This window comes from Photorhabdus viridis (assembly GCF_040256935.1).
Lineage (GTDB): Bacteria > Pseudomonadota > Gammaproteobacteria > Enterobacterales > Enterobacteriaceae > Photorhabdus > Photorhabdus viridis.
Genome location: NZ_JBEJZY010000005.1, coordinates 113,918 through 132,039, shown reverse-complemented (window position 1 = coordinate 132,039; position 18,122 = coordinate 113,918). Strand labels below are relative to the sequence as shown.

General features: G+C 43.3%; 13 protein-coding genes and 1 pseudogene. 8 read left to right on the top strand and 6 right to left on the bottom strand.

All coding sequences use genetic code 11. From position 1 onward, the window contains the following. A pseudogene (locus tag ABR397_RS25410) lies at positions 1 to 107 on the top strand (IS982 family transposase); the annotation flags it as partial. Positions 108 to 296: 189 nt separating this feature from the next. On the opposite strand, the gene ABR397_RS03315 reads toward ABR397_RS25410, so the two are convergent. The 3 genes from ABR397_RS03315 to ABR397_RS03305 all read right to left on the bottom strand — a co-directional run bounded on the left by ABR397_RS03315 (position 297) and on the right by ABR397_RS03305 (position 4,449). After that, the gene (locus ABR397_RS03315) at positions 297 to 1,583 is read right to left on the bottom strand and encodes a glycosyltransferase (RefSeq protein ID WP_350304462.1); all 1,287 of its coding nucleotides are present in this window, start codon (positions 1,581 to 1,583) and stop codon (positions 297 to 299) included. 243 nt (positions 1,584 to 1,826) lie between these two features. Continuing rightward, positions 1,827 to 3,107 carry a glycosyltransferase gene (locus ABR397_RS03310; RefSeq protein ID WP_350304465.1) on the bottom strand — a complete coding sequence of 427 codons (1,281 nt, stop codon included), beginning with the start codon at positions 3,105 to 3,107 and terminating at the stop codon, positions 1,827 to 1,829. A 223-nt stretch (positions 3,108 to 3,330) separates the two neighbouring features. After that, the gene (locus tag ABR397_RS03305) at positions 3,331 to 4,449 is read right to left on the bottom strand and encodes a YcbX family protein (RefSeq protein WP_350304461.1); all 1,119 of its coding nucleotides are present in this window, start codon (positions 4,447 to 4,449) and stop codon (positions 3,331 to 3,333) included. Between the two features lie 99 nt (positions 4,450 to 4,548). Between ABR397_RS03305 and rlmKL the strand changes: the two genes are divergently transcribed. The 6 genes from rlmKL (at position 4,549) to rmf (ending at position 12,569) form a co-directional block, all read left to right on the top strand. Next, positions 4,549 to 6,669 carry a bifunctional 23S rRNA (guanine(2069)-N(7))-methyltransferase RlmK/23S rRNA (guanine(2445)-N(2))-methyltransferase RlmL gene (gene rlmKL, locus ABR397_RS03300; protein ID WP_350304460.1) on the top strand — a complete coding sequence of 707 codons (2,121 nt, stop codon included), beginning with the start codon at positions 4,549 to 4,551 and terminating at the stop codon, positions 6,667 to 6,669. Between the two features lie 5 nt (positions 6,670 to 6,674). After that, positions 6,675 to 8,585 carry an ABC transporter ATP-binding protein gene (locus ABR397_RS03295; protein ID WP_350304459.1) on the top strand — a complete coding sequence of 637 codons (1,911 nt, stop codon included), beginning with the start codon at positions 6,675 to 6,677 and terminating at the stop codon, positions 8,583 to 8,585. A gap of 88 nt (positions 8,586 to 8,673) precedes the next feature. Further along, positions 8,674 to 9,921, top strand: a complete 1,248-nt coding sequence (gene pqiA, locus ABR397_RS03290) for a membrane integrity-associated transporter subunit PqiA (protein ID WP_350304458.1) — start codon at positions 8,674 to 8,676, stop codon at positions 9,919 to 9,921. A gap of 20 nt (positions 9,922 to 9,941) precedes the next feature. Next, the gene (pqiB, locus tag ABR397_RS03285; RefSeq protein ID WP_350304457.1) at positions 9,942 to 11,591 is read left to right on the top strand and encodes an intermembrane transport protein PqiB; all 1,650 of its coding nucleotides are present in this window, start codon (positions 9,942 to 9,944) and stop codon (positions 11,589 to 11,591) included. Next, on the top strand, positions 11,588 to 12,151 hold the full coding sequence (gene pqiC, locus ABR397_RS03280; RefSeq protein ID WP_350304456.1) for a membrane integrity-associated transporter subunit PqiC: 564 nt from the start codon (positions 11,588 to 11,590) through the stop codon (positions 12,149 to 12,151). The genes pqiB and pqiC overlap by 4 nt, the downstream gene beginning before the upstream one ends. 250 nt (positions 12,152 to 12,401) lie before the next feature. Continuing rightward, complete coding sequence (gene rmf / locus ABR397_RS03275; protein WP_350304455.1) at positions 12,402 to 12,569, top strand: ribosome modulation factor; 168 nt, start codon at positions 12,402 to 12,404, stop codon at positions 12,567 to 12,569. Positions 12,570 to 13,685: 1,116 nt separating this feature from the next. Here the strand turns inward: rmf and fabA are convergent. Next, positions 13,686 to 14,204, bottom strand: coding sequence for a bifunctional 3-hydroxydecanoyl-ACP dehydratase/trans-2-decenoyl-ACP isomerase (gene fabA / locus ABR397_RS03270; RefSeq protein ID WP_350304454.1), 519 nt, complete (start codon positions 14,202 to 14,204; stop codon positions 13,686 to 13,688). An 83-nt stretch (positions 14,205 to 14,287) separates the two neighbouring features. After that, entirely contained in the window at positions 14,288 to 16,018 is a 1,731-nt protein-coding gene (locus ABR397_RS03265) for a Lon protease family protein (protein ID WP_350304453.1), read from the bottom strand. A 208-nt stretch (positions 16,019 to 16,226) separates the two neighbouring features. On the opposite strand from ABR397_RS03265, the gene matP reads away from it, so the two are divergent. Further along, positions 16,227 to 16,682, top strand: a complete 456-nt coding sequence (gene matP / locus ABR397_RS03260) for a macrodomain Ter protein MatP (RefSeq protein ID WP_350304452.1) — start codon at positions 16,227 to 16,229, stop codon at positions 16,680 to 16,682. Positions 16,683 to 16,820: 138 nt separating this feature from the next. Here the strand turns inward: matP and ompA are convergent, their stop codons facing one another. Continuing rightward, the gene (gene ompA, locus ABR397_RS03255; RefSeq protein WP_350304451.1) at positions 16,821 to 17,912 is read right to left on the bottom strand and encodes a porin OmpA; all 1,092 of its coding nucleotides are present in this window, start codon (positions 17,910 to 17,912) and stop codon (positions 16,821 to 16,823) included. Positions 17,913 to 18,122: the final 210 nt, after the last annotated feature.

The following is an 18,122-nucleotide window of genomic DNA, read 5'->3' as shown; positions in this document are numbered from 1 at the left end:
GTTTTTTATTGGAAATCGTCGCTGGCCTAATTGCTTATACATTCCAACCTAAAAAACCGAGCTTGAATTTACGGGATTGTGATATAGCTATTTTTAAACGAAGCTGAGGTTGGTTAGGTAGTTAATGTAGTATGTATAGGATAGATAAGGGTACCGTAAAAAACCATCCATGCAGCATTGACTGCCGCAGGAAACAGTGGCCGTGTCTATAACAAAACAAACACGCCTGCCGGAGTGGTAGACGTGTGATGCGCTCAGTTGGAGGATTGGAAAGGAGAAACAAAGCATTAATGGCTTTATTGCTCAAGAATTAATTGTTCTACGTGCTTAGAAATCTCTACCAGTGCATTGTGGTTTGCGTAATCTTTTTGGACGATTTGCGCGCGTTGTTTAAACAAGTTTGTACGCAGCATGTTTTCCACTGTTTGCTTAAGCTGAGATTCAGTCGGTTGTGCTGTATCCAGATTAATACCACATCCAGCCCATACGACGCGGAACGCTGTTTCCTGCTTGCCTTCTCCTGTATCGGCAATGAGTACCGGCGTACCGTGGTTGAGGGCGTAATTAATGGTTCCGTAACCCCCGTTGGATATTAGTAATGAAGTTTTTGGCAGCCAGTGTTCAAATGAGATAAATTCTTCGATACGTGCGTTGTCAGGTATGTTCTCTTGCCATATTTTTGCCGCTCTACCTCCAGTGGTTGCCAATACACGTACCGGTAATGTAGCCAGTGCACGTAATGTGGGGAAAATTAACTGGTTTAGATCGGTATTAGACATGGTGCCTTGAGTGACTATAACCAGTGGGCGTGGATCATCTTCTTCCCATAATTGAGGTATTGCTGCTGTTGGTGCGGGGTTGGGGAGTGGGCCAATAAAATGGACGGTATCAGGCAATCCTTCTCGTGGGTATTCAAATGCCAGGGTTGAAAGTTGCAAAAAGCGATCAGAGCCCAAAATGATTTCATCGTTGAAAAATCGGGTTAACATAGCGCATCCTGACTGAGTTAATGCGTCATTGAAGCTATCCTGTACTTCGATTTTTAGTTGCCGGGTTTCCTCATCCACGAGTTGTTCATGTGTCAATTCTGATGGTAATAATGCGGGGGGAATACGTGGTCCCCAGAAAATTGAATCTTTTGAAGAGTAAGCCAGAGGTGTTATGCCAATGATAATCACTGGAAGGCGGTGAGCTTTTTCTTTTTGCAGTAGTGGCAAGATTCCATAAAAGCAGTTCTCAGCTATAAGTAATTCTGCTTGTTGTTCATGGATGATTTGTTGTAGCTGGCGGTCGAGGAATGGGATTGGACTACAGAAGAAATCTTTAAACGCTAGCGCCATTTGCAGATTTCCTGGCGGAAGGTGCGCTCGGTCAGGAAAACGTTGTTTTAAGTGGCGGTAATCAAAGTCTATCTGATCATCAAAAGGGATAAATTTTGCGTTTAAATCTTCTACCTGTTGGCGAAATAACGCACCAGTGAATACAGTTACCTGATGTCCTTGTGTTATCAGTGATTGAGCTACCTTTAACATCGGATAGACATGACCGGGTGTTGCAACCGCTGTAATGACAATACGTGCCATAACTTGCTCCTTCATACTGTTTTGATTTAATTACGCTAGCTCCTGACTAATGAGGGTGATCATCTTATGACTACTGTCATGAATTCATTGTAGTAATAATAATTCATTATAACAATAATCACGGTGATTTATTTTTTCATGAAGTTATGAAATATGCCGATTCCTTCCTCCCTTTTAATCTGTGTTAGCACCAAAACGGCGAGGAAAGACAACGGTATCTAGGGTTTAATTAATGCGGCTTTGTTAAAGAGTTAATTGTTCTACGTGACGGGATATTGCTGCTAATGCATCATGGCTTGTGTAATCTCTTTGGACGATTTGTGCACGTTGTTTAAACAAGTCTGTACTCAGCATATTTTCCACGGTTTGCTTAAGTTGAGATGCAGTGGGATGTGCTGTATCCAGATTAATACCGCATCCAGCCCATACAACACGAAAAGCAGCTTCTTGCTTGCCTTCTCCTGCGTCGGCAATAAGCAACGGCGTACCGTGGCTGAGGGCGTAGCTAATTGTGCCATAACCCCCATTGGATATTAGCAGTGAAGCTTTCGGCAGCCAGTGCTCAAATGAGATAAATTCTTCAATGCGGGCGTTTTCAGGTATGTTCTCACGCAGTGTTTCTACCGATCTGCCACCGGTGGTTGCCAATACACGTATAGGTAATTTAGCCAGTGCGTGCAATGTGGGGAAAATCAACTGATTGAGATCTGTATTGGAGATGGTCCCCTGAGTGACGATAAGCAATGGACGTGGATCCTCTTCTTCCCATAATTGAGGTGCTTCTGTTGTCTGTGCAGGGTTGGGGAGTGGACCAATAAAATGGACGGTATCAGGCAATCCTTCTCGTGGGTATTCAAAAGCCAGGGTTGACAGTTGCAAAAAGCGATCAGAGCCGAAAATGACTTCATCGTTGAAAGATCGGGTTAATGTAGAGTGTCCGGACTGAACTAATGCGGCATTGAAGCTATCCTGCACTTCGGTTATCAGCTGTCGGTTGTCTTCATCCACTAATTGTTCATGTGTCAATTCTGGCGGTAGTACTGCGGGTGGGATACGTGGTCCCCAGAAAATTGAATCTTTCGAAGAGTAAGCCAGAGGTGTTATGCCAATGGTGATCACTGGAATTCGATGGGTTTTTTTTTCTTGCAGCAGTGGCAATATGCCGTAAAAGCAGTTCTCTGCTATAAGCAGATCCGCCTGTTGTTCACGGATAATCTGGCGTAGTTGACGGTCGAGAAGTGGGATCGGGGCGGAGAAGAAATTTTTAAATGCCAGCGCCATTTGTACATTTCCTGGTGGAAGCTGTGCACGGTCGGGGAAATGTTGTTCTAAATGACGGTAATCAAAGTCTACCTGCTCATCAAAAGGGACAAATTGTGCGTTTAAAGCTTCTGTTTGTTGGCGAAATAATGAACCGGTGAATACTGTTACCTGATGCCCTTGTGCTATCAGTGATTGAGCGATCTTTAACATCGGATAGACATGTCCAGGTGTTGCGACCGCTGCAATGACGATACGTGCCATAACTTGTTCCTTCATACTGTTTTGATTGAGTTGCATTAGCTCCTGCTAGAGTGTAATCATTTTATGGTAGTAGTTATAAATTCGTTATGGTAATAATTAATTCGTTATAATAATAATCACCATGATAGATTTTTTCAGGGATTTATGTATGCAGTTCAGGACGTTTTATCGAGTCAGCCCGCGTGTCGGCTTATGACACGGTGGTCTGATTTGGGATTAAGATCTATTTTCCGTCGTTGCTTTCAAGAATGAGATCATTCTTTGGAATACAACAGCAAGCGAGGATATAGCCATCATTCTTAATTGCTGTGGCTTTTAGTGGGGAAACATCTCCTTTTACTAAAGAAATTTTACAGCATCCACACAGGCCCGCCCGACATGAATAGGGTACTCTTATTCCTTGTTGTTCCAGTTGCTCTAAAATGATTTGTTGATTGTTGCCTGTAAAAGTTTGTCCGTTATATTCAATAGTGACGGATTGTTCATCTGTTTTTGGCGCATCAATGTCTTCTGCTTTTTCTCCGCTGCCATATTTACGGGGATCTTTTTTAGCTAATATGGTGACGTTGTCCCCAATCCGAATAATACCGCTGGAGCGGGCAATTAAATTCTGACCAAAATCGACATCACCATTTTCTGCTGTACGAAATGATTGTAATGTCGCTAATGGTTCTCCGTTTGGATTTTTAACTCCTTTATCAATGCTGATGGTTGTCAGAATACAGCGGCTGCATGGTTTGGGTAAATCAAAAATAACATCCCCAATTTGGATTGATTGCCAGCTGTCTTCGGCAAATGCTTCTGCACCCGTAATAACGATATTTGGGCGAAATTGTTCTAATCTAATACTGGCTGGGCAACATTGTTGCAATGAATGAAATGAAGCTTCATTAATAAGTAAAAATGGATAACCATCCGCAAATGATAATGGAATGTCAGGATGTTTTTTTACTCTTCGGGTTAATTCATGGCTTAACCAGCGCAATTGTACCGGAATGTCGAAAAAATCGCTTAACCACTGATTAACTGTTTCTGGCGCAATTAGAGCGGTGAAATGATTACCCCATACTTCAGTGGATTGCTGTTCAGGCAGGAAATCACTGTAAAGTACAGAGGCGTTTTCTCCGTTAGGCGCACGCAGATAAAGACCATTATTTAACATAGCGGGGGTGAACAGCAGCATTTGAGGATACTTACGTGCGGTAATAAAAGTCCCGTCTGTCGTGGTGAGCATAAAATTGCGGTCAAATATAAGGCCGCTTTCACTGACTAATGCATGGGAAAGTTGCAAACCACGCATAGATTTTACCGGGTGGGTGTACAGGCGAGACAGTGTGATCATCCATTAATCTCTATGAAACATTTTTACACGCGCAACTTTATGACATGTCACCCGGATTAGCTATAATGCGTAACAATTTTCTTTTTGGTGATATGCAATATGAACTCTCTGTTTGCCAGCACGGCGCGCGGATTAGAAGAACTTTTAAAGAACGAACTGGAAATGCTGGGTGCGCAATCATGCAAAATTGTGCAGGGAGGGGTTCATTTTCAAGGTGATGACAGCGTGATGTATAAAAGTCTGATGTGGAGCAGGCTGGCGTCACGCATTTTATTACCGCTAAACGAATTTAATATTTACAGCGATTTAGATCTTTATCTTGGGGTTCAGTCTATTGATTGGAGCCAGGTTTTCTCTGTAGACAGCACTTTCTCTGTGCATTTCAGTGGTACAAATGAAGAGATACGGAATACCCAATATGGCGCGCTCAGAGTTAAAGACGCCATTGTTGATAGCTTTATCCGTAAGTTGGATCAGCGTCCAAATGTGGCAAAGCAGCAGCCGGATATTCGTATTAATGTTTTCCTGAATAAAGAAAAAGCCAGTGTTGCGTTGGATTTGAGTGGCGAAGGTCTGCATATCCGCGGTTACCGCGATCTTGCTGGTCAGGCTCCGCTGAAAGAAAATCTGGCGGCGGCGATTATCCTGCGCTCAGGTTGGCAGGTTGGTACTCCGATGGTTGATCCTATGTGTGGTTCAGGCACATTATTGATTGAAGCCGCGATGATGGCGACTGATCGTGCGCCGGGGCTGCATCGTCACTATTGGGGCTTTACTGCCTGGTTGAAACATGACGAAGAAATTTGGCGCGAGGTAATCGCAGAAGCGCAGGTGCGTTTTCGTAAAGGTTTGCAGGAGACAACTTCCCGTTTTGTGGGCTCTGATATCGATCGCAGAGTACTGGATATGGCGCGATCCAATGCCCGCAGAGCAGGCGTTGCACAGTTGATAACTTTCCAGCAAGGTGATGCAAGCCGTTTGGAAAACCCGTTACCGGAAGGATCGGCGGGAACAGTGTTAAGTAATCCACCCTATGGTGAGCGTCTGGAAAGTGAGCCGGCATTGGTTGCACTGCACAGTTTATTTGGACGGGTGATAAAAAGCCGCTTCCCTGGTTGGCGCCTCTCTCTATTCAGTGCGTCGCCTGAATTGTTAAGTTGCTTGCAATTACGGGCTGAACGTGAATTTAAAGCCAAAAATGGCCCACTGGATTGCGTACAGAAGAACTATCAACTGTCAGATAAACCTCACTCATCAGAGATGGTGGATATGGCGGAAGATTATGCCAACCGTCTTCGCAAAAATGAAAAGAAATTCACTAAATGGGCGAAACAGCAGGGCATTGATTGCTATCGTCTGTATGATGCCGATTTACCGGAATATAACGTTGCTGTTGACCGTTACGCAGATAAAGTGGTGATCCAAGAGTATGCTCCGCCGAAAAGTGTCGATGCCAATAAAGCACGTCAGCGTTTATTCGATGTTATCAGTGCAACAATGCAGGTTCTTGGGCTTGCATCAAATCAGTTAGTGCTTAAAACCCGTCAGCGCCAGAAAGGCAAAAGTCAGTATGAGAAAATAGCAGAGAAACAAGAATTCTTTCTGGTAAATGAGTATGGTGCAAAATTTTGGGTCAACTTGGCTGATTATTTGGACACGGGCCTGTTTCTTGATCATCGTATTGCCCGGAAAATACTGGGTGAAATGAGTGAAGGAAAAGATTTTTTGAATCTGTTCGCTTATACCGGATCAGCAACGGTACATACAGGACTGGGAGGTGCGCGTTCGACGACGACAGTAGATATGTCTCGTACTTATCTTGAGTGGGCTGAACGGAACTTACAGGCCAATGGGTTGACCGGACGTCAACACCGGTTGATTCAGGCTGATTGTCTTGCTTGGTTGGCACAGACCCATGAACAATTTGATTTGATTTTTATCGATCCGCCAACTTTCTCCAATTCTAAACGGATGGAAGATACGTTTGATGTACAACGCGACCATATCATGTTGATGAAACAGCTTAAGCGCCTGTTGCGTCGTGGTGGAACTCTGATGTTCTCCAACAATAAACGCGGTTTTAAAATGGATTTTTCTGAGCTGGAAAAAATTGGCTTGGTGGTGGAAGAGATCACCAGCAAAACCCAGTCGCAGGATTTTGCCCGTAACCGTCAGATTCATAACTGCTGGCTATTACGTCATGCTGGTGAGGAAAAATAATTACTATGTCATTAATCAATTTATCCGGTGCATGGTTGTCGTTCAGTGATGCGCCGTTACTTGATAATGCAGAATTGCATATAGAAGAAAATGAAAGGGTTTGTCTGGTTGGTCGTAACGGCGCCGGGAAATCTACTTTGTTGCGAGTATTAGCGAAAGAACAGCCTCTGGATGACGGCCAGGTTATTTATGAACAAGATCTGATTGTTTCCCGGTTACAACAGGACCCTCCCCGTGATGTGGGAGGGACTATTTTTGATTTTGTTGCTGAAGGTGTTCAGGAACAGGCGGAATACATTAAATCTTTCCATCAGGTTTCCCGTTTGGTGGAGCATGATCCAAGCGAGAAGAACCTCAACCGTTTGGCGGAATTGCAGGAAGTGCTGGATATCCGTGGATTATGGTCACTGGACAGTCGTATTAATGACGTATTGAAACAGCTCTCTTTACCTGCTGAAGAGAAACTCTCCGCTCTTTCTGGCGGCTGGTTGCGTAAGGCGGCATTGGGAAGAGCGCTGGTCAGTTCACCAAAAGTCTTGTTTCTTGATGAGCCAACCAACCACTTGGATATTGATACCATTGAATGGCTGGAAAATTTCCTGAAAGATTTTCAAGGCAGTATTGTTTTTATCTCCCATGACCGTTCGTTTATTCGCAATATGGCAACCCGTATTGTTGATTTGGATCGCGGTAAATTGGTTTCATGGCCGGGCAATTACGACAAGTTTCTTGAAAGCAAAGAAGAAGCGTTGCGTGTGGAAGAAATGCAGAACGCCGAATTTGATCGCAGATTGGCGCAGGAAGAAGTATGGATTCGCCAGGGGATTAAAGCGCGCCGGACCCGCAATGAAGGGCGCGTCAGGGCGTTGAAAGCATTACGTGTTGAGCGTTCCCAACGTCGTGAGGTGATGGGAACAGCTAAAGTACAGGTGGAAGAAGCAAGTCGTTCCGGTAAGATTGTATTTGAACTGGAAAATGTTAATTATCAGATTGGTGACAGTAAACTGGTCAGTAATTTCAGTGCTCAGATTCAGCGTGGGGATAAAATTGCACTGGTGGGGCCAAATGGCTGCGGTAAAACAACTTTACTGAAATTGATGCAGGGCGATCTGCAACCCGATAGCGGCCGCGTTCATTGTGGTACTAAGCTGGAGATTGCTTATTTTGATCAACATCGTGCAGTGCTTGATCCTGAAAAAACGGTGATGGACAACTTGGCTGAAGGTAAGCAGGAAGTGATGGTTAACGGCCGTTCTCGTCATATTCTGGGTTATTTGCAGGATTTTCTATTTCACCCTAAACGGGCGATGACGCCGGTTAAAGCGCTTTCCGGTGGTGAGAGGAACCGCTTGTTACTGGCGCGTCTGTTCCTGAGACCCAGTAATCTGCTGGTGCTTGATGAACCAACCAACGATTTGGATGTGGAAACACTGGAGCTGCTGGAAGAGCTGGTGGACAGTTATAAAGGTACAGTCTTGCTGGTCAGCCATGATCGTCAGTTTGTTGATAACTCAGTGACTGAATGTTGGATTTTTGAAGGTAATGGCGTGATCAAAAACTATGTTGGGGGTTATTACGATGCTCAACAACAGCGTGCGCAGACTGTATCACTGCGTCAGCAGAGTGAGAAAAAACTTCAGGCTGAAGTTAAAGCAGAAAAGGTTAGAGAGTCGCCAAAACGTACTGGCAGAAAAATGAGTTACCATTTGTTGCGTGAATTAGATCAATTACCTTCATTGTTGGAGAAACTGGAAGAAGAGATTGACCAATTACAATCTCAAGTGAGTGATATTGGGTTTTTTAATCAACCTCATGCAGTGACCGAAAAAATATTGACAAAATTGTCTGAAAGAGAGCAAGCATTAGAAGCTGCTTTTGATCGCTGGCAGGAATTGGAAACATTGAAAAACGGCTAATCATCATCATACTTAGCGGAATTATTTCGTAGGATCATTCTGAGTATGATTCTGCGGATATTCCCGATTTCCTTACAGGAGAAAGACTTTGTGTTCCAATAGCCATCATCATGACATGGTACTGTGCCCTCAATGTGATTTGCTGGCGGCATTACCAGAATGGGTTCAGGGAACGAAAGCGGTTTGTCCTCGTTGTAAAACAACGTTAGTCACATGGTGGAAGGAACCTAAACATCAACCAACGGGTTATGCAATCAGTGCATTATTTATGCTGTTGATTGCTTGTTTATTTCCGTTTGTTCGCATGAATGTGGCAGGAATTGGCAGCGAAATTACCTTATCTCAAATCCCACAGGTACTGTTTAACGAAGATTACGCCAGTATAGGAACATTTTTTCTGCTTTGTGTTCAACTGGTGCCTGCATTTTGTATGGCAGCGGTTATCCTGTTGTGTCAGGGTGTTGTTATTTCTCAGAAGATAAGAGTTTGGCTGGCCCGAGTGCTATTTCAGATGAAAAACTGGTGTATGGTTGAAATCTTTCTGGCAGGGGTATTAGTCAGTTTCGTCAAATTAATGGCTTATGGTGATATTGGGTTAGGTGTAAGTTTTCTGCCATATTGCCTGTTTTGTCTTCTTCAGGTGAGGGCATTTCAGTGCCTGGATCGCCACTGGTTATGGAACCAGATTGTGCCCGCACCTAAAGTAGATATACCGTTACAGGCTGGAAAATCGGGTTTGGCGCAGGGCGTCCGGTTATGTCAGTGTTGTACGGCTATTTTACCGTCGGACCAGCTGGAGTGTTCACGCTGTCATACCCGTGGACATGCCCGTCGCCGTAACAGTCTGCAATGGACAATGGCGCTGCTGGTTACGGCTTTAATGCTTTATATTCCCGCTAATGTTATGCCAATGATGGTGACAGAATCGCTCGGTAGTCAGAGTGATTCCACGATTATTGCTGGGGTGATATTACTGTGGAGTGTCGGTTCATATCCGGTAGCTTTAATCATTTTTATCGCCAGTATTATGGTGCCATCATTGAAAATGCTGGCGATTGGCTGGTTATGTTGGGATGCCAAAGGTCACGGTAAACGGGATTCCGCACAGATGCATTTTATTTATGAAATTGTGGAATTTGTTGGCCGCTGGTCAATGATTGATGTATTTGTTATTGCAATATTGTCATCACTGGTGCGTATGGGGAAATTGATGAGTGTTTACCCTGCTATGGGGGCGGTGATTTTTGCTTTAGTTGTGATCTTGACTATGTTTGCGGCAATTACATTTGATCCTCGTTTAATTTGGGATAGAACCAACGTTAAACATTCGTTATAGGGCAATGAAGGAGTGTCAAAGTGACGGATAAAGTTGAAGACCAGAGTCAGGCCAGAATCGATAAAATTAAAAGTTGGTCGCCAGTCTGGATTGTGCCGATTGTGACGGTGCTTATTGGCGCCTGGATATTATTTTACCATTTCAGCCATCAAGGGCCGGAAGTGACCTTAATTACTTCCAACGCAGAAGGCATTGAAGCGGGTAAAACTAAAATTAAGAGCCGCAGTGTGGATGTTGGCGTGGTTGAGAAGGTCATGCTGAGTGATAATCTTAGCCAGGTTATTATCAAGGCTCGGTTGAATGATGGTATGGAAACCCTATTACACCGTGATAGCGCCTTTTGGGTGGTGAAACCGCAGATTGGCCGTGATGGCATATCTGGTCTTGGTACTCTTCTGTCCGGGGCTTTTATTGAACTTCAACCGGGAACACTGGGTGATGAAGAAGATGAATTTAATTTGTTGGATTCACCGCCATTGGCTTCACCTGACGCAAAAGGTATCCGTGTAATACTGAACAGTGATAAAGCGGGTCAGCTCAATCCGGGAGATCCGGTGCTGTTTCGGGGCTATCGGGTTGGCTCTGTTGAAATCAGCGAGTTTGAACCAAAATCCCACCTGATGCGATACCAGTTGTTTATTAATGCACCTTATGACGGATTGCTGACAACTAATGTCCGTTTTTGGAAAGAAAGTGGTATCACGGTTGATCTGTCTTCTCAAGGGGTGCGTGTTGACATGGCTTCGCTATCAACTCTGTTTGGTGGTGGTGTCAGCTTTGATGTACCTAAAGGTTGGGAACTGGGGGGGCCGGTTAAAGAAAAGACCACTTACAAACTCTTCGATAATAAAAAAAGTATTCAGGATTCTTTATATACCGAACATAAAGATTATCTGTTGCTCTTCTCTGATTCTGTTCGTGGGTTGCAGCCGGGGGCGCCAGTGGAGTTTCGTGGGATCCGTCTGGGGACGGTGGCAAAGGTACCGTTCTATTCGGAAGGGATGATACAGCGTATGGATAACGATTTCCGTATTCCGGTACTTATCTCTATTGAACCAGGGCGTTTTGAGAAAGAGTTGGGGGAAGGGTTTGATGTTGAGAAAGAGCTGAATAGCATCACTAAACGTGGCCTGCGGGCTTCTCTCAAATCAGGCAACTTGCTGACTGGCGCTCTGTTTATTGATTTGGATTTCTACCCGAATGAAAAAGAGTGGAGCGGTCCGTATGAAATCGCAGGTTACCCGTTATTGCCGACAATCAGTGGCGGCCTTGCTCAAATTCAGCATAAAGTTATTTCAGCGCTGGACAAAATTAATAATATGCCAGTTGAGCCAATGTTTAATCAGGCTATCCGTACTCTGGAAGAGAGTCAAAAAGCGATCAGAAAAGCACAGCAGACCCTTGATGAATTGAATAAGGTGTTGGCAAATCCTGAAACGAAAGAGCTGCCGAAAGATATACAGAAAACATTGCAGGAGTTTAACCGCAGTATGCAAGGCTTCCAGCCTGGCTCACCGGCTTATAACAAGATGCTGGATAATATGCAGAGAATGGATCAAGTATTGAGTGAGCTGCGTCCCGTGCTGAAAACACTGAATAATAAGAGTAATGCGTTAGTTTTTGAGGCTAAACCAATTGAAGATCCAGAACCGAAGAAGGCTAAAAAATGATGAGAATATTGGTATTAATCTTAGTGATTCTTATTTCTGCTTGTAGCAGTCAGCCGGAAAAAACGTATTACCAATTACCGGTAGTAGAAGTAGCACCACAAAAGAGCGCTGCTGTGCAGCATGATCTTCAGTTATGGGTACAACGGGTTATGTTATCCGATTATCTGTCATCCTCCGGTGTAGTATATCAAAGCAGTGATGTCAGTTATATTAGTGCAGTAAATCATTTATGGGCCAGTCCACTGGAACAGCAATTACAACAAGTGCTGGTAGCTGAATTAACCGTGGCGTTGCCTCAACGTTTGGTTTCTGCCCAACCATTGGTTAATAAGCCGGATACTTTGAATGTGACAGTGACCCGTTTTCATGGTCGTTATGATGGTAAGGTGATTCTGCAAGGTTACTGGACATTAATCCGTCAGGGGAGCGTTGTTAAACAGCCTTTTAATCTGGAGCTAAAACAGGAAGAAGATGGTTACGATGATTTAGTTCGCACATTAGCAAAAGGATGGAGCCAATTAGCGCAGGCTATTGCCAATCAACTCATCTCCCAACCTTAATCTCTGCCATTCTCCGGGTGTTAAAGCCTTTTACGCCCGGAGAAGGTAAATAATTATTATCAGCAAGATAAAAAATTCTCTTTATTATTAGCCTGTTATCGATTCTTTTGCACGGATATAACAAATATTACATTAATATGAACTTCTTGACTTGATTTTCAAAACTTATAGGGGTATTTCTAAATTGTGGTTGGATAAATGTCGACCACTGCTTTCTTTCTACTGATATAGCTTATGAGGTAAATAAGGCATGAAGAGACAGAAACGAGATCGTTTAGCACGTGCATTATCGAAAGGGTATCATGCAGGCATTTTAGGTCGTCCAAGGGAGCACTGCCCCTATTATTCATTAGATGCCCGTTCGCATTGGTTAGGAGGGTGGCGTCAGGCTATGGAAGACAGGGTGACAATGGCTTAGTCTGGCAAGCTAAGGCCACAGATTAAGTAATAGTGAGCAAAGTCTCTACTTTTTATAAATGTATATTAACCTAAATTTGATCTGACAGTGACTGATTAATACAGATATCTGTCAGATTAAGTCTTGTTGATATTCTTTCTGCTTAGATTCCCTTTTGTGGTGATTAAAGTAAAAATGGTCATATTGCATAAAATAAGTTTATCCTGGCATTGATAATATCTATTTTAAGACATTGTACGATAAAGGTCTTGATGCAAGGTGTGTAATAAATCGGTAAATACTAGTAATGTCAGGATTCCAATTTTTTCATGTTGTTGTGCTCCTTTGAGATTTTATTTGTGAATTCGATAAAATGTGAATCAATGGCCGCCAGGTGACATATCCTATTTAACCTGTTCAACATGGCTGATGTTACGGCCATTAAATAATCTACTTACTAATGCGAAGGATGAAGTAATTCAATAATTGCAGTAAGCTGGGTTTGATAAACATTTATGATGTAATTCAACCCAAAAGAGACGGCTATATTCCTCAATCCCAGCGATTGATATGGTTACACTTTCATGACTTGTATAGGCTGTTTGAAGCAATGATAATAACGTCGACCCACCATTAATAGTACATACCCACCTAAATCCTTGAGTGTGAGTAGGAGTCGATATTTTTCCATAGCAATCTCCATTAGTGTTAGGTGCTTTTAGCATTTCGACGGTACCGTCAATCCTATCTAGTTTTGTTGCTATAGCAGTTGGTGTAAGAGTCAACGCTACGATTATGAGCACTATCTTTCTGATGTTCATATAAATCACCCTTGGTTGTGTTTGTTAATAATAATTATCAATCATAAATTTTATTAATATTTTTGCTTGTTATCAGTATGCTCTTGTGAGCTTATTTGATATACCAAGTCAATTTGAGCATAGCACAATTTGCCAATTGCATACTAATCAGCCAAAGAGAATAAGTGCCTATGATGCAGATTGATCAGATCTGGTTTTACGTCGAAATATGTGCAGGCAGGTCAAAATTCAGAGATTAACTTGATTTTTACGTTCTAAAAAGGTGAAAAGCAATTAGCCAGTCACCTTTCTTCTTGATATTTCACTGATTAATTTGTCAGAAAGTGCTGGTATCTTTAAACAGCCCCACTTTCAGATCTGTTGCAGTATAGATAATTTTGCCATCTACCAGTACTTCACCATCAGCCAGACCCATAATCAATTTACGGTTAATAACACGTTTAAAATTAATGCGGTAAGTGATTTTTTTAGCTGTTGGCAATACCTGACCAGTAAATTTAACTTCGCCAACACCAAGCGCGCGGCCTTTGCCTTCGCCACCTACCCAGCCAAGGAAGAATCCCACTAATTGCCACATCGCATCAAGGCCAAGGCAGCCCGGCATTACCGGATCGTTAGTAAAATGGCAGCCGAAAAACCACAAATCAGGATTAATATCCAGTTCAGCTTCTACATAGCCTTTACCGTAGGTGCCACCGTTTTCTGTCATCTCAATGATGCGGTCCATCATCAGCATATTGCCTGATGGTAATGGTGGCCCATCTTCTCCGAACAATTCACCTCGTCCAGATGCCATAAGATCTTCTTTTGTGTAGGATTTGCGTTTATCAACCATATTCTAAAATAGCCTTATATTTAATGTAGGGTAAATAATAGTGTACACTTGTACGCTGAACAACTCCGATCAGACATTCTGAATTAACCTAACCAGCGAAGAAACCACGGAAATTTAGGTTGTTCCTGATTATTTGCCTGGGTTATACGTTCCTGTATCATAGCTAACAAGTGTTCTTCTTGTTGATCATAATAAGGGACGCCTGTTAATAAAGGTAGTGCTTCAGAAACATGCTCTACTGACCATAAATGAAATTTTTGTTCTTTTACCGCGTCTACAACAGCTTGATTAAGACATAAATGGCGGATATTCGCTGTTGGCAGGATAACGCCTTGCTGGCCGGTGAGTCCTCTGCGGTGGCATATTTCAAAAAAACCTTCTATTTTTTCGTTAATACCACCAATGGGTTGAACATAACCAAATTGATCCACCGCACCTGTGACTGCCAGTTGTTGATCGATGGGTTGCTGGGAAAGCGCACTTACCAGTGCACATAATTCAGCAAGTGAAGCGCTATCGCCATCAACTTCACCATAGGATTGTTCAAATACAATAGAGGCAGAGAAAGGTTGTGGTTGATCCAGCTTTAGCTCGGAAATCAGAAAGGCTTGCATAATCATCATACCTTTCGCATGGATATTACCGCCTAACTCGACTTTACGTTCAACATCAATAAATTCCCCATCTCCCATATGAGCCACACAAGTAATACGGGATGGCTCGCCGACGGGATCTGGATGGCCGGGATATTCCAGTACAGATAATCCGTTAATCTGACCGATGACCATGCCTTGGGTGCGGATAAGAATCTGACCTTGATGAATATCGTCTAAGCCACGTTTGGGCAGATAGTTGTGGCGCCAGCGACGATTTTCTTCTGCTTGTTTAATTGATAGCGCTGTAATCTGATTTTCTTGCTGATAGAGTGACGCAGCGGTCAGTTGCCGTTGCAGCCAGAGAATATCCAAAGGCAAGCTGTGTTGATCTTCTGCATAGCGGATTGCTTGTTGGATAAAATCAGGCCAGGCATTATCGCTCAATGGCGGCAATTGCCACTGTTGAATAAGCCCATTGATATAACTGCACCACAGACTTAAGTCTTGCTCATTATGCAGTGGCATATCCAGCTCGAATTCGCCATATAGCGCATTTTTCACTAATTCAGGCTCTGTAACCTGAAACTCTTCAAGGCTCAGACGATCCCCAACCAGAATCAGACGCAGATTTAATGGCATGGAGGGGATTGGTAATGGCAAAGGTTTATTATTATCCTGAGATAACCATTCAAAACGTTGCTGAACAATCATCTGTTTCAGGCGAAGCCACATTAATGGCTGAGATAACAGGGTACGTAATGGTAGGATAAGTACACCGCCGTTTACCTGATGGACCAGACCGGGTTGCAGGTGAATTTCTCCGTGGTGAGAATGGACGCAGCCAAATAATTGCTCTGCTTCTATCCATTCACGATAAGCTACTCGCAACTCAGGTGTGAAATGGCCTTCTGTTGAGGATTGCCAGCTGATTTTTTGTTGTTCTATCTGATAATTGCCACCAATTTGGGGAATATCTTTAGGGAGTAATGGATGGATAGATTCAGCCAATGCTGACAAATAAGTATCACATTCTTCGGCTTTCAACAGCATAAAAGGCTGGCGGTAATCCATCCGGCAGAAAAGCTGCAAGCCACTATGCAGCCGTAATTGAACGGCTTCCATACTGGCGGGCGTCGGTTGGGAAGCAGAATGAAAAAGCGCTTCATAGGGCGCGCAATTCGGCAGTAATGCCTGCCAGTCTAGTTTGTTATTGGTCAAAGTGATCGCTATATGTTGTAAAGTAGGAAAGCGTCGATTATACAAGATTAAGATATAAACCAACATGCTTGAATGTTTGCTATTTCAGACGCTTTATGTAAGGCATTATTTCGAGTGAAAAATAGGCATTCATCAGTTTGGCTATAAGCAATTTACTTAAATAGTTGCTATGCTTATTTTTAAGTTACGCTGTCACCGGGAAAGCAAGATGAAATATCAACAACTGGAAAATCTGGAATGTGGCTGGAAATGGGCTTATCTGGTTAGAAAACATCAGGAAGGTGAGCCAATTACTAAATATATAGAAAACAGTGCGGCTCATGCTGCGGTTGATAAACTCATCAAACTGGAAAGTGAGCCGGTAAGGGTACTTGAATGGATTGAGCAGCATATGAATCCTGATTTGTTCAACCGAATGAAACAAACTATCCGTGCCCGGCGTAAACGGCATTTTAATGCGGAGCATCAGCATACGCGCAAGAAATCTATCGATTTAGATTTTCCCGTATGGTATCGCTTATCTGCACTTTCTCAGAGACGGGGTAACACGCTGTCCGAAACTATCGTACAGTTAATTGAAGATGCTGAACGTAAAGAAAAATATGCCAATCAAATGTCCAGTTTGAAGCATGACTTGGAAGCTATTCTGGGTAAGAACGAGTAACTTCAGCTGTTGTGGGTTGGTATTACAATGAGATTCTTGGCAAGTTGAGATAAGATTTTAATAAACAGCTAAAAGAAAACCCCAGCTGAAAATGGGGTTTTCTGCGCTTTTAATGACTAATGTAATCAATAAAGACGATTAATGAACAGCTTTTTGCGCTTGAGTAACAACTTCTTTAATACCTTGGATTTCGATCTCTACACGACGATCTGGAGCCAGGCAGTTGATTAGGCTCGGCTTTTTGATTTTGTCGCAAGTAGAACCAGTTACTGGATTTGTTTTACCACGGCCTTCTGCGCTGATGCTACCGGCAGGGATGCCTCTAGAGATCAGATAGTCAACTACGCTTTGAGCGCGTTTTTGAGACAATGGCTGGTTGTATTCATTTTTACCGATACGGTCAGTGTAGCCCAGAACCAGCACTTTACCCTGAGTTGGGTCAATGTTTGCCAATTCAGTATACAGTTGATCCAGAGTATGCTGGCCTTCTGCTTTCAGCTCAGCGCTGGCGAATGCGAACAGAACGTCAGAACGCAGAGTAAAACGTTTGTTCTCAACGACTGGCGCTGGAGCGACAACTGGAGCTGGGGCAACAACCGGAGCGGCTGCTTCATCTTGACCGAAGCGATAAGAAACACCTACGCTCAACAGGCCGTTATCAGGACGTGCGCCTACTGTGCCTGCGTCACCGATATTGTTAACCCATTGGTAATCCAGACGGGTAGCCCAATCTTTAGTCAGAGCATACTCAACGCCAATCGCGGCCAGTGGGGAAACGCCTGTATCATGATTTTTCAGATGGGTGTTGGTGGCGCCGTAATTCGCTTTGGAATCTGCACGCCAAACCATACCACCCAGACGAGTATAGATGTCCAGATCATCCATGATTGGATAACTCAATTTAGTCGCCAGTTGGAAACCATGAGCTTTGAAGGCGCCGGTGTTTACATTACCTTTATAAGGCATACGGCCTAACCAGTCATAACCTATTTCAAAACCAAGATATGGGTTGGCTTGGTAGCCTAAGAAAGCACCAGCACCCAGTTGGTTTTTGTGAGTAGGACCATTACCGATTTCATTGGTATAACCGTTGCCGTAGAAGTTTACGTCATGGTATTGGGACCAACCCAATTTACCACCGGTATACCATGTGTTGTCTTTTGGAGCTGCTTGTGCTGCGGTTGTGAAAGCGGCCACTGCTACTGCTACCGCGATAGCTGTCTTTTTCATTTTAACGCCTCGTTATTATCATCACCCAATAGGCAATTGGCTTCGGGAGCCTTTTTACTTACTGCCTATCCCATTAGGTTATTTCATTTGCCATGCTTTAGTAATAATAGCGCTCACTGAGCAGGGTTCAAATTCTTCATGTACTGTTACTGCATGTACGTTTTGAATTTTGTACGCTATCTGTGTTCACTATTTATCCATAAGAATGGC

What these genes read in the sequence shown, in the direction of transcription:
- ABR397_RS03305 (WP_350304461.1), bottom strand. Translation starts at nt 4,449, where the DNA reads ATGATCACACTGTCTCGCCTGTACACCCACCCGGTAAAATCTATGCGT.
- matP (WP_350304452.1), top strand. Translation starts at nt 16,227, where the DNA reads ATGAAATATCAACAACTGGAAAATCTGGAATGTGGCTGGAAATGGGCT.
- ABR397_RS03315 (WP_350304462.1), bottom strand. Translation starts at nt 1,583, where the DNA reads ATGGCACGTATTGTCATTACAGCGGTTGCAACACCCGGTCATGTCTAT.
- pqiC (WP_350304456.1), top strand. Translation starts at nt 11,588, where the DNA reads ATGATGAGAATATTGGTATTAATCTTAGTGATTCTTATTTCTGCTTGT.
- ABR397_RS03310 (WP_350304465.1), bottom strand. Translation starts at nt 3,107, where the DNA reads ATGGCACGTATCGTCATTGCAGCGGTCGCAACACCTGGACATGTCTAT.
- fabA (WP_350304454.1), bottom strand. Translation starts at nt 14,204, where the DNA reads ATGGTTGATAAACGCAAATCCTACACAAAAGAAGATCTTATGGCATCT.
- rlmKL (WP_350304460.1), top strand. Translation starts at nt 4,549, where the DNA reads ATGAACTCTCTGTTTGCCAGCACGGCGCGCGGATTAGAAGAACTTTTA.
- ABR397_RS03295 (WP_350304459.1), top strand. Translation starts at nt 6,675, where the DNA reads ATGTCATTAATCAATTTATCCGGTGCATGGTTGTCGTTCAGTGATGCG.
- rmf (WP_350304455.1), top strand. Translation starts at nt 12,402, where the DNA reads ATGAAGAGACAGAAACGAGATCGTTTAGCACGTGCATTATCGAAAGGG.
- ompA (WP_350304451.1), bottom strand. Translation starts at nt 17,912, where the DNA reads ATGAAAAAGACAGCTATCGCGGTAGCAGTAGCAGTGGCCGCTTTCACA.